The 12,284-nt window shown below is 41.3% G+C and carries 10 protein-coding genes; 6 read left to right on the top strand and 4 right to left on the bottom strand.

The window, feature by feature from the left end:
• Window positions 1-129 precede the first annotated feature (129 nt).
• Entirely contained in the window at window positions 130-648 is a 519-nt protein-coding gene (locus ACM0OX_RS12950; protein WP_414515288.1) for a YceD family protein, read from the top strand.
• A 266-nt stretch (window positions 649-914) separates the two neighbouring features.
• Here ACM0OX_RS12950 and ACM0OX_RS12945 read toward each other — a convergent pair whose 3' ends face one another.
• Window positions 915-1,343: a putative toxin-antitoxin system toxin component, PIN family gene (locus tag ACM0OX_RS12945; protein ID WP_414515286.1), complete on the bottom strand. Its 429-nt coding sequence runs from the start codon at window positions 1,341-1,343 to the stop codon at window positions 915-917.
• Window positions 1,343-1,564 (bottom strand): AbrB/MazE/SpoVT family DNA-binding domain-containing protein, encoded by a 222-nt coding sequence (locus ACM0OX_RS12940; protein ID WP_094327679.1) that lies wholly within the window; start codon window positions 1,562-1,564, stop codon window positions 1,343-1,345. Before ACM0OX_RS12940 ends, ACM0OX_RS12945 begins: the two co-directional genes overlap by 1 nt.
• A 467-nt stretch (window positions 1,565-2,031) precedes the next feature.
• On the opposite strand from ACM0OX_RS12940, the gene ACM0OX_RS12935 reads away from it, so the two are divergent.
• The 4 genes from ACM0OX_RS12935 (at window position 2,032) to ACM0OX_RS12920 (ending at window position 8,122) form a co-directional block, all read left to right on the top strand.
• Window positions 2,032-4,011, top strand: coding sequence for an ATP-dependent nuclease (locus ACM0OX_RS12935; protein WP_414515284.1), 1,980 nt, complete (start codon window positions 2,032-2,034; stop codon window positions 4,009-4,011).
• A 183-nt stretch (window positions 4,012-4,194) separates the two neighbouring features.
• Window positions 4,195-5,706, top strand: a complete 1,512-nt coding sequence (locus ACM0OX_RS12930; RefSeq protein ID WP_414515282.1) for an AAA family ATPase — start codon at window positions 4,195-4,197, stop codon at window positions 5,704-5,706.
• A gap of 289 nt (window positions 5,707-5,995) precedes the next feature.
• Window positions 5,996-6,505, top strand: a complete 510-nt coding sequence (locus ACM0OX_RS12925; protein WP_414515372.1) for an SH3 domain-containing protein — start codon at window positions 5,996-5,998, stop codon at window positions 6,503-6,505.
• A gap of 195 nt (window positions 6,506-6,700) precedes the next feature.
• A complete protein-coding gene (locus ACM0OX_RS12920) occupies window positions 6,701-8,122 on the top strand; it encodes a peptidoglycan-binding protein (RefSeq protein WP_414515280.1) in 1,422 nt (473 codons plus the stop codon).
• A 32-nt stretch (window positions 8,123-8,154) separates the two neighbouring features.
• On the opposite strand, the gene sbcC is transcribed toward ACM0OX_RS12920, so the two are convergent.
• The gene (sbcC, locus tag ACM0OX_RS12915; protein WP_414515278.1) at window positions 8,155-11,181 is read right to left on the bottom strand and encodes an exonuclease subunit SbcC; all 3,027 of its coding nucleotides are present in this window, start codon (window positions 11,179-11,181) and stop codon (window positions 8,155-8,157) included.
• Window positions 11,182-11,511: 330 nt separating this feature from the next.
• Window positions 11,512-11,703: a hypothetical protein gene (locus tag ACM0OX_RS12910; protein ID WP_414515276.1), complete on the bottom strand. Its 192-nt coding sequence runs from the start codon at window positions 11,701-11,703 to the stop codon at window positions 11,512-11,514.
• Between the two features lie 162 nt (window positions 11,704-11,865).
• Here ACM0OX_RS12910 and ACM0OX_RS12905 point away from each other — a divergent pair.
• The coding region (locus ACM0OX_RS12905) for a helix-turn-helix transcriptional regulator (RefSeq protein WP_414515274.1) at window positions 11,866-12,284 on the top strand (419 nt) is incomplete at its 3' end.

Raw genomic sequence — 12,284 nt, 5'->3', positions numbered from 1 at the left:
TAATTGAAAACTCATAACCATATATAATTTCAAAATTTCTCTTGTTCTTAAGGGATAAAATAAAGATTCAGTATCAGTATAATTGCTGGTAATCGAGATAAATTTTAGTGAGGATGTCTCACGAATCCTATGGACGCAATTTATATTCCGCAGCTAACTCAAGCCCCGGAGCGGACAGAGGAAGTTCAGGTTAATGAATTTCTGCCTGGTCTGGAAACTTTGACACCAGTTCGCGGGCACGTGCGCGTGCAGCATCATGGTAATTACTTGCAAGTGTCTAGTCAGGCAGAAACAATTATTACTTGTACCTGCAACCGCTGTTTGCAGCAATACAATCGACGTTTAGGGCTTGATACGAAAGAAATCATCTGGTTAGACGAAACTGCAAATCAGGCAAATGACTTGCCCTTAGAAAGGGAAGTAGTTATGGAAGAGTTGCTGGAAAGCTTACCGCCCGATGGTTATTTTTATCCCAACGAATGGCTGTATGAGCAGATGTGGTTGGCAGTACCACAACGGCAACTGTGCGATCGCAATTGTCCAGGTATTCCAGTAAGTACTACTGTTGAGAGTTCTGATAGTTCTGAAACTCCAGTTGATAACCGTTGGGCTTCTCTGGAAGCACTGAAAAAGCAACTTCCGGGCTAATAGCTTATTGCTTATGCCTAAAATTCTGTGATTTCCCGCCCGTGCGCAGTTTACCGCCGTAGTCATCGCTTTCGGGAATATTAACTCGACAGAGACAGCATGGGTGGTAAATATACGAGGCTTGTAAGATGCGATCGGAAAGTTTATGTTTACTATTGCATCTCGGCTCGACATTACACAAATATTCTGTGATATAGATGACTTCTGTAAGCAGTAGGAAAACTTATGGCAACAAATACCACTTTTACAAGGCATCACCGGAAAAATTAGGGTGACTGACCATCAATAACATTTAGAAAATCTTCAGCTGTGATAATCGGGCAAGAAAAATTATCTTTTAGACTGAGTAAATCGCGATCGCCCGTCACGAGATAATCAGCCTCACTGACCACAGCCAAAAGTAAAAAAGGCACATCAAACGGATCGCGACATTCAGGAATTACAGGCAAGCGGCCGGGCATCGCTACAGCTTCACAAAAGAGTATGTAATCCGATAGTAAATCTTCTTGCTCAGTTGGCGTGAGCTTAAACTTTGGATAAGCCAGCACTCGGATTAACTCAGTTGTTGTCGCTTTAGAAACCAGGGGAGTGAAGAGATCGTCCTGCCATGCCAAACGAAGCCTAGATACTCTACCCCCAAATATCAGCGCCGAGATGATGATATTAGTATCAATTACCACCCGTGGACAAGCCATTACGATTGACGCGCCCAAGCCACTGCATCAGCCACATCCTGCTCACTCAATCCTAAATCCGCCAGCTTAGATCGAACCGCATCAGCCCGATGAATTTTTACAGGAGTCAGAATAATTTGCCCCCCCTCCACCTTTACCTCAAAATACTCAGCCTCACCGATTTCACGAGTAATACTTTTAGGCAGCGTTAGTTGATTTTTAGAAGTTAACTTGGCGAGCATGACTTGCCTCCTAGCCTTTGCTATCAAATGTAAGGATTCCTTACTTGAGTATATACATCCTACCTTACTAAATCTAAAAACTTCCCAGGTTTGGTAACAGAACATTAAGAGCATCTTAACCAAGGCGATTTCCCGCCCGTGCGTAGTTTACCAACCTAGGCATCGCAATTGTCCAGGTATTCCTGTAAATAGTACTGCTGAGAGTTCTGATAGTCCTGAAACTCCAGTTGATAACCGTTGGGCTTCTCTGGAAGCACTGAAAAAACAACTTCCAGGATAATAAGACGCATTACAGTGCATCACTTTTCAGTTTAAGTTTTACAACTTATGCAGTAATTTACTAAGCTAATCTATGACATTTCCATAGAAACCCGGTTTCTCTAAAAGACCGGGTTTTTTCGGTTTTACTTGGCAAAATATGTGAAATTGCCAATAATAGAATTAACTTAGTCAATAAATAATACAAAATGTTTATCAAGAAGCTGCAAGTATTTAACTATAAGTCATATCTCGACTCTGGCCTAATGGAATTTTCACCAGGTATTAATATTATTGTTGGGCGAAATAATGCAGGAAAAACATCTTTACTTGAAGTACTATCACTTAATTTTGATAATTATCCTCATCAAAGTATAAAAACATTACCAAAAAAGGTTTCTATCTTAAAAGAAAACAAATCTAGAGTAGAAATTATTTGGCAGATTCAGACGGAAGAAGTACGAAATTTTATAAAACATTGGTCTCCTAATATTGGAATACCTGAACCCAAAAAGGTGTCTTTTATTGGTTCTGAAAATTATCAAGAAGATGATCTAAATCCACAACAAATAGTTGATGAAGAAGACTATTATTATACATTGATGGTATATCTAAATGAAGCATTAGGCAACTTTAAAAATAAATTAGAAAATCAGAAGTTATTGGAAATAAGAATATCTTTATACTCTAATAGAGTAATAGATGATAATAGTTTAAAAAAATTACTTAATTTTGAGTCATTTGAAGCAAAATTTAATAGTAAAGTTTTCTATAGAATTGAATCTGATGAATTAGGAGAGATTTCGCTCTCATTAGATGTTCAAACGCAAGAAGATGATGCTGATATAGTAAAACCTCGTAAGTATGAAGCAGAAATCTATAAAAGCATAGGTTGTAAGATATTCAAAACATTTTTAAGTTGTATTTATAGATTTCAGGCTGAACGTTTAAATATTAGTATTTGCAAATGTGAAAGCAAAGCTGATATAAACCTAAAATCAAACGCTTCTAATCTTGCAGAAGTACTCTTTATATTGCAGGGTAAAATTCCAGGAATGTTTGCTCAGTTCAATAAATTAGTTTCAAATATTTTACCGGAAATAAAATGGATATCTGTTGTAATGAGAGATGATAAAAATGTTGAAATCCTGGTTTGGAATACAGATAATCTTCACAGAAATGATTTATCACTTCCTCTTTCATCCTGTGGAAGTGGAGTTAGTCAAGTACTAGCCATTTTGTATATTCTAGTTTCTTCTGAAGAACATAGAACATTGATTATTGATGAACCACAATCTTTTTTACATCCAGGTGCAGCTAAAAAACTTATAGAAACTATTAAACAGTTTTCGCAGCACCAATATTTTATTGCTACTCATTCGCCAGAAATTATCGCATCTGCGAATCCATCTACTATTATCAAGCTTCAATATCAAGATTGTGAAACAACTGCATCAGTAATAAATCCAAAAGAGATAGAGTCACAAAACGAAATTTTAGCTGAACTTGGAGTTAGGTTATCCGACGTTTTCGGTGCTGATAGTATTCTCTGGGTGGAAGGACAAACTGAGGAAAAATGTTTTCCACTGATATTGGAGAAAGTTGCAAGAACAACATTAATGGGTATTAAAATTTTATCTGTCAATAGCACTGATGCTCTTTTGGATGGAAAACGGTCTGACCTTGTTTTTGATATTTATAAAAAACTCACAACGGGAGCAACTCTATTTCCGCCAGCCATTGGATTTATATTTGATAGGGAGAGTAAGACAGAAACAAAGATTCAAGAACTAAAAAAGAGAGGTGTGACTTTTTTACGCCTACCCATGTATGAAAATTATCTACTTTACCCTGAAGCTATATCAGTGGTAATAAATGAAGAAGCTACATGGCTAGAAACACCTATCAGTATTACTCAGATTCAGGAATATCTTGACAAAATTAAACAAGGAAAATCCTATCTGCTTCAAGGTAGAAAAAGAGAAGAAGTTTCAGATAATAATTGGTTATCTAAGATTCACGGTGCAAATATACTTTCAAGTTTATTTCAAGAATTCTGTGAGAATAAATTGGAATTTAGAAAGACTAAACACTCTAAAAAGCTTACAGAATGGCTAGTTGAGAATAAACCTGATTTATTGTCTGAATTGGCTGAAGAGTTAGGAAATTTTTTACATAAAAGTCAGTAGTTATTTTTATACTGATTATCTAATCCCAATTACCACAACCGAGCGATCGCTCACCCTTGAGGAATATCTCACATAGAGCGATCGCACTGGCAACCGCTATGAACTGGTAGATGTTGGTTTTTTAGTTGTTAGAGGCGATACAAACCTGAACAATGAGAGAAGAACAAATAACCACAGCTATATATGAACTTCCGTGAAGAGTTTAAACTGCTGCTACGCGCCCGCTACCCTTTAATTTATATTCCCACTTATGAAGAGGAGCGGGTAGAAGGAGCTATCCGGGAAGAAGCTACGAATCAGGGAAATCGCCCAGTGTATACTTGGGATTTCGTCGATGGCTATCAGGGAAACCCCAATGATGTTGGTTTTGGGCGGCGTAACCCGTTGCAAGCTTTAGAATTTATCGAAAAATTACCAGCTTCCGCACCTGCGGTATTGATTCTCCGAGATTATCATCGCTTTTTAGATGATGTAGCGATCGCTCGCAAACTTCGCAACCTGTCCAGACTTCTCAAGTCGCAACCCAAAAATATTGTCCTACTGTCACCACGCATCGCCATTCCTGACGACTTAACCGAAGTGCTGACAGTCGTCGAGTTTCCCTTACCGGCCGCCCCAGAGATTAAAACTGAGGTAGAACGCTTATTACAAAGTACTAGTAACTCACTTTCTGGCAAAGTTTTAGATGATTTGGTGCGTTCTTGTCAAGGGCTTTCGATGGAACGAATTCGCCGGGTTTTGGCAAAAGCGATCGCTACCCACGGGGAATTGCAACCAGAAGACGTGGATCTAGTTTTGGAAGAAAAGCGCCAAACTATCCGCCAAACCCAAATCCTGGACTTCTACCCCGCCACTGAGCAAATTTCTGATATTGGCGGACTGGATAACTTGAAAGACTGGCTGATTCGGCGGGGAGGTTCATTTACTGATAAGGCGCGACAGTACGGATTACCGCACCCCCGTGGTTTAATGTTGGTGGGTATTCAGGGAACTGGTAAATCGTTAACGGCAAAAGCGATCGCTCATCACTGGCATTTACCCCTGCTACGCTTGGATGTGGGAAGGTTATTTGGTGGTTTGGTAGGTGAATCAGAATCTCGGACTCGCCAAATGATCCAAGTAGCTGAAGCCCTCGCTCCCTGTATTTTATGGATTGATGAAATAGATAAAGCCTTTGCTGGGCTTGGTAGCAAAGGTGATGCCGGAACAGCCAGCCGGGTGTTTGGCACTTTTATTACCTGGCTAGCCGAAAAAAGCTCACCCGTGTTTGTCGTCGCCACCGCCAACGACATCCAAGCATTACCACCGGAAATGCTCCGTAAGGGACGATTTGATGAAATTTTCTTTGTGGGTTTGCCCACTCAAGAAGAGAGAAAAGCAATTTATGATGTTCATTTATCCCGACTGCGCCCCCATAACTTGAAAAGTTATGACATCGATAGGCTAGCTTATGAAACGCCCGATTTTTCTGGAGCCGAGATTGAGCAAACTTTAATTGAAGCGATGCATATTGGATTTAGCCAAAACCGCGACTTTGCTACCGACGACATTTTAGAAGCAGCTAGTCAGATCATCCCCTTAGCACGAACTGCCGTAGAGCAAATTCAGCAACTCCAAGAATGGGCTGCTGCTGGGAGAGCGCGTTTAGCATCTAAACACAGTCCTTTGAGCGAACGCCTCCGGCGCACTACGTGAAGCCAAAATAAATGTAGAGGCGTAGCACTTCTATGTCTCTACAAAGGTTTTGGATAACGCATATTTAATTTCACCAGATGTCTATTCAGCATAGCTACAATAATCAGTTAGTCAAAAGTCAATAGTTAATGATGAATTATTATGGACTATTGATTCTTATACTGATGGGTTACTTGCTTCTCTACTCGTAACCCTTGAGAGCCAGTTAAACAGCACTCTCCTCAATGGGGAAAATACGCAGATGACTGGCTCACCTTCACCCTTGACTCTTGATAATCAGGTTTTAATTATGTTGTCTGGCTTCACAAAGTTTATACTGGGTTTTTTCTTAGCGATCGCTGTGCTAGTAGGTGGCGGTGGTGCAATTGCACTCTATTTTATGAATCGCACCGGCATAGCCCCTGCCAAACCCATTTATTCCAATGATAGTCCTTCGGTGAAAGCCCAAGCTCCTAAAAAAACTGAGCCTGGAGGAAGTAAGCCCGCCCTTACACCTGGGACATCTACTCAATCGTCTCCAAGCTCAACCCCTACTCCCACAGAATCACCAAAGGCTACCCCATCATCAAAACCATTACCAGCAGGAGCTTACCAAGGGCGTGTTAGTTGGGCTGAAGGCTTGAGTTTGCGATCGCAACCAAATCAAGAAGCTGAAAAGATTGGTGGGGTTGGTTTTAATCAAAAAATTATTATTTTGTCAGAAAGCGAGGATAAAGCTTGGCAAAAGATCCGTTTGGAAGGTAGCGAACAAGAAGGTTGGGTGAAAGCAGGTAATACTGAAAAAGTTGATGAACAATAGGTATGGGGCATGGGGCACAAGAGGCAGAGGTGCAAAGGGGCAGGGGGGCAGAGGGGAAAAACTTACTGAAACTTCTCCCCTGCTCCTCAATCCCCACTCCCCAGGACACTTACTTGTAAAGAATCATACGAAAAGTAATTCTTACATATAGCTAAGTGGTATACTTTTTTATAGTCATTAACTTTAAAAAAGCAAGTGAAAACAGGGGTAGCTAGCCATTTAATCAAGCTTGCCTCAGTCTACGAGGCATCCGAAAGCATCAAGGTTGTTCCTATCGTAGTTAATTTTAAATTTTTAAATTGGAAAAAGTTATCGACTGTTGCTGCAATGCGTCTTTTGTCTGTGGCTCTGATTACGGGGCTTCTGAGTATTGCTGGAGAAGCTTTAGCACTTCAGAAAATAGGAAGTAATGGGCCTGAAGTTAGCAGTAGCCAGAGATGTTTAAAAAAGTTAGGCTATTTTAACGGCCCAGTGACAGGTAAGTTTGCTAGCTTGACTCAAAATGCTGTAATCAAATTCCAGCAAGCTAATAGAATATCGGCTGATGGAGTTGTGGGTATTAGTACTCAACGAGCCTTGCAGCGAGCGTGTCAAAGTAGAAGTTCTAGTAGAAATATCGGTGGCGCATCGCGATCGCCAGTTGGTGAATATCCTACTCTTTCTCAAGGCAAAACTGGTGCAGCCGTCACAAGATTACAACAGCGTCTACGGCAGTTAGGCTACTTTAATACTAATCCCACTGGAAATTTTGGACGAATTACTAAAGATGCTGTGATTGCATTTCAGCGAGGTTATCGCATAACTGCTAACGGGATTGTGAATCGACAAACTTGGAACGCACTAATGGGTTCCTCTCCGACTCCAGGAAGATCGAGTCTTTCCACTCAACAAGTGAGAGAACTCCAAGTGCATTTGCGGCAGCTAGGTTATTTAAATGCTGATGCCACTGGGAATGTTGGCCCAATGACTAGAGAAGCTGTAATGGCATTCCAGCGAAATAATGGACTACCTGTTGATGGCATTGCTAATGCCCAAGTTTTGGACTCAGTGCGTAGAGTCTCTACTGGTGGTATTCAACAACCAGGTAGAAATTATCTAACTGTAGGCGATCGCGGAGAAAATGTCAGAGTAGTTCAAGAGCGTTTGGCGCAGTTGGGTTTCTCTAATACTAATCCTGATGGACTTTTCAACGATTACACCAGACAATCTGTGGTTGCATTCCAGCAACATTCTCGAATTAATTCTACTGGAAATGTAGATTGGCAAACTTGGGAAGCGTTGGGGTTGAATGGTTCAACTGGGGGGGATTATACTCAAAATAATGGTTATGTATTAGCTGACACTAACCGCTATGCTTTACCTCCTGCCAATGACAATGTAGTACCTATTACCAATGGCAATACATTAGTTGCTAATAATCCTTACAGAGTAATAATTCCAATTTCTAGTAATGATACTCTGAGTAAAGTGCAACAATATATACCCAATGCTGTCGCAGAGCAATCCAATTTAGGGGATTATGTGAATGCTGGAGCATTTAGCGATCGCGCCCAAGCAGAAACGCTAACGAAAAAGCTCCGCTCATTAGGTCTGGATGCACGGGTAAAATACAATTAACTAATTCGTAATTCGTAATTCGTAATTCGTAATTAAATTGACAAGCTCAACTGTGAACCTTCTTGAGTTTTATTGACTTCAATGCGGGCTTGGAAGGCTTCTTTGAGATGGGGCATGTGGGTAACAGTGAGGATGCAAGCAAAATCGGAAGCGATCGCATTAATCGCGGCAATCAAGCGATCGCATCCTTCAGCATCTTGTGTACCAAAACCTTCATCCACAATCAACAATTGCAACGCCGCCCCCGCCCGTTGCGCTAATAATTTTGCCAGGGCTAAACGGATGGCAAAGTTAATTCTAAATGCTTCTCCACCAGAGTAAGTTTCATAAGATCGCGTTCCTCTAGAATCAGCGATTAAAATATCTAAGGTGTCTATCAGCTTGGCATTTTTCTTGGTTGATTTAGCACTACGCCCAGCTTTTTGAGTAATAAATTGTACATGAAATTGATTACCACTCAGCCGCGAAAGTAGTTGATTTGTCTCGGCTTCTAGTTGTGGCAACACATTCTCAATCATCAGTGCTTGGATACCATTTTTACCAAAAGCTTGCGCTAATTCCTGATAGACACGATATTCCTGCTTGCAAGATTGTAATTGCTGCTGCTGTTGTTCGTACTGAATTTGCAGCGTTTCCAGTTGAAGCGCCAGTTGTTCTAAACGCCCCAACTTTGTAATTTGCTCATCGAGTTGCCGTCTGCGTATTGCTAGCTGCTGCTCTAAAGCTTGAATTTGGGCAGAGGGGTTAGCTGTTGCTTGTAATTGCTGAATAATACTCTCGATTTGTCCGCCGAGTTTTTGCCGCTCGGTTAATCTGGCGCTTCTGGATTCCTCTAACTCTTGCAATCTCGTTTGGAGTTGCGGATACTGCTGCTGGGCTGATAGCAGTTGTTGATACCGCAAATGCCAAGATTGAGCTTTCTTTGCAGCCATACGCAGATTGTTGTGCTGCTCGGAACTGTAGCCAATTTCAGTAATGTGACGCTCAAGAGCCGCGATTTGTTTAGCACATTCAGAATCAATCTGATCTTGTTGGATTCTGGCTTGTAATTGGGCAATTTGGGATTGAAGTTCTGGTTTTCGGGCTAATAGTTGCGCTTGTCGCTTAGTTGCATCTTTAATTTGCCCTTGTTTAATTTCTGCCCATCGCCACCGCTCAACTTCACTCCGGGCGAGGGCGTGGTCTTGTTCACTATAATTAACTTGTTGCAGATATTGGTCTAGCTGCCGGAGTTCGGCTTGTTTATCGGGAGCGTAATCACCAGCTTGGAGCGATCGCTCCAAATGCTGTTTTTCAGCAGCAATTTGTTGTAACTGCTGTTGCACATCAGTTGTCGCTTCTAATTGTGCTGCCAACTGTCCCCGTTGTTCGCGTAAACCATCATAGCCCGCCAATTGTTGGGATATATCGCGATATTCCTGCCTAAGTACCTGAATTTCTCGGTCAGACACAGCCATTTGTTCGCGCACTACCCAAAACTGCCCTTGAGTATCTTCTAACTCACTCTGGGTTTTTTCCACAACCCGACTCCAGTGATGTTCGTCTAAAGGACGTTCACATAATGGACAAAGTGCTTCAGGATTTTGGAGCATTTGCAATTTCTGCTCTAATTCTCCCAGCAATTTTTCATAATCCCGTTGATGAGCTTGCAGACGTTCGATAAAGTGCCGCCTTTCTTGCCCCTTTTCTTGGACTCGTTGCAGATAAACCCGCTTTTTCTCCAGTTCCTCAATCTGAATTGCTACATCCATCACCGCTTGTTGTAGTTGCGGTTGGCGGCCGTGCTGGCGTTGCAATTGGTTCTCAGTACTTTGGAGTTGTTCGAGTCGCGCTACCAAACCAGCATGAGTGCGATCGAGTTGGTTTTGTAAAGTCGCTCGTTGTTGCAACAAGGGAGTCACTTGCATTTGCAGTTGATCTAAACGAGCAACATGGTGACGGGCTGCGGTTAACTGTGACAAAGCAGCTTCTACTTCACCTGATTTAGTCAGAGTTTGCTGAATGTCTCGCTCTTGTTGTTGCAAAGCTTCTAGCTGGGCTTGGGCTTGTTGCAGCTGCCGTTCGATTTCGTGAATTTGTTTGGTAAGCTGTTGTTGCTTTTGTTGGCGATTCTGTTGGGCGCGGGTATGTTCTTCAAATTTGACAGCAAAAGCTTCTTCTTGAGATTGTAGACTTTGATATTGGGCGTATCCAGCTTTAATCTCAACTTCTTGGTGTAATATTTTTTCTAAATCTGATAGCTGAGAGCCAATTGCAGATTGTTCTTGTTGGAGGCGATCGCAATCTTGGGTAAGATTTTGGTATTGCTGCTTTATAAAATTGAGTTGTTGTTCCCAATTTTGGCGCTGGTGCTGGACAACTTGCAAACTTTGCAATTGAATATTATCAAAAGCTTGTACCTGTTGCAGTTGGTTGAGTTCGGCTTCTAACTCCACTCTTTGCGCTTGGGTGATTTCGCGTTGTTGCAGCTGAATTTTTATCGACTCCAAAGAACGCTCTAACTCTACTGCCTGGGCTTTAAACTGACGAGAAGATTCCTTTGCCCGTTCTTCCAAATCATCATACTGATTGAGTTTCAACAACTCCGCTAAAATTTCTTTGCGTTCTGTGGGACGCTTGAGCATGAATTCATCTGCACGACCTTGACGTAAGTAGGCAGAATTAATAAATGTATCGTAATCGAGCTTGATGTGTTCTAAAATCAAATCTTGTGTCGCTCTTACCCCTTTGCAAGTGAGTGAGCGAAACCCAGATGGTATTTCTATTTGAAATTCAAGGACGCTAGTACCTCCCCGAATTCGGGTACGAATCACCCGATATTTTTGCTGGTTACTTTGGAAAGTAAAATCAACCCGAACTTCTTTTGCACCAGAATAGATGACATCATCTTCAACAGTGGCACGGCTTTCACCCCAAATTGCCCAAGTGATTGCTTCTAAAAGGGAGGATTTACCCGCACCATTGGAACCACAAATACAAGCCGTATGCAAACCGCCAAAATCTAAAGTTGCATCACGGTAACTGAGGAAGTTTTTGAGGATAAGTTGTACTGGGATCATTCACGCTATAGCGCCACATCTACTTTTAATAATTAACAGTACAGATGCACTGTTTGTTAGTTTAGCTATCTAGATATCAGGTTTCTAGTCTTGAAGACATCAAATTTACAAAAATTTACAATACTATCAGTCAATTTTTCTTATTGCATGAAAAAGTTTTACTGTCTTCAGAGAAAAATGAAACTCTCCAGGAGGCTTTTGTTATTTCTTTCTGTTGTCTGAGAAGAAAACATTCTTTTTTGATTTGTGAGAATTGAAAGTTACAGATCCCTGACTTTTCAAAGAAGTCGGGGATCTTGTCTCTTACGAATTATTTAGGATTGTCATTGGCTAGTTGCGATCGCTTGACCTTAACCGAGGTATCAACAATTCAATATATGTACCTATAGCGAATTTTGTTAAATCTAAAAATTGAGGGCGACTCTTCTCATCGATAACTGCAAGAGTGAGAGAACCAATCACCATAATCAGCGTTATAACAGCCAGCACTTCATCTCTTGAAGAAAACTTCTTGGATAACATTGATCCACTCCTAAATCGTTTGAATCATTACATCCATACTTTGACAGGTGAGTGTTTGTTGTAAGCTTAAATACAGGTTTGTGATATGAGTGACTTGTGTATGCGATGAGCATGAATTACTAAATTGGCAGTTAGAATCAGCAAAAGTGTAGTGGTTAGGTTATGTCCGGGCGATCGCTTTCCTGTTCTCCAGAAGGTATCCAAAAAGCAAAAAGAGCTTTAATTCGTTATTCCTTAACTCAAAAAGCATTAGCTGAAGAGTTAGAAGTAACTCGCCAGCCAATCGGGAAGTTCTTTACAGGTAAACCTGTTGACCGCAATCTCTTTGTTCAGATTTGTGACAGGCTAGACCTAGAGTGGGAAGAAATAGTTGCTGAACCAGCGAGTGAACCAGAGGGAAATCAAGATAACAGCATTGATATTGATGCGATCGTGCAAGAGGTACGCGAAAAGATAAAGCCCCTCATTAAAGAATGCTGCGGCACAATGCGGGTGCTGGATATGCCTCAACCCATCGGCTTGAATGACCAGGGTAAGAGCATCTCAATCAGGCTTGACGCAAGGAATCAGAAGAATCTAAT

The organism is Nostoc sp. PCC 9305 (assembly GCF_963920915.1).
Classification (GTDB): Bacteria; Cyanobacteriota; Cyanobacteriia; order Cyanobacteriales; family Nostocaceae; genus Nostoc.
Note: the sequence above shows the minus strand (reverse complement) of the source record. Positions and strands in the feature narration are given on the sequence as shown.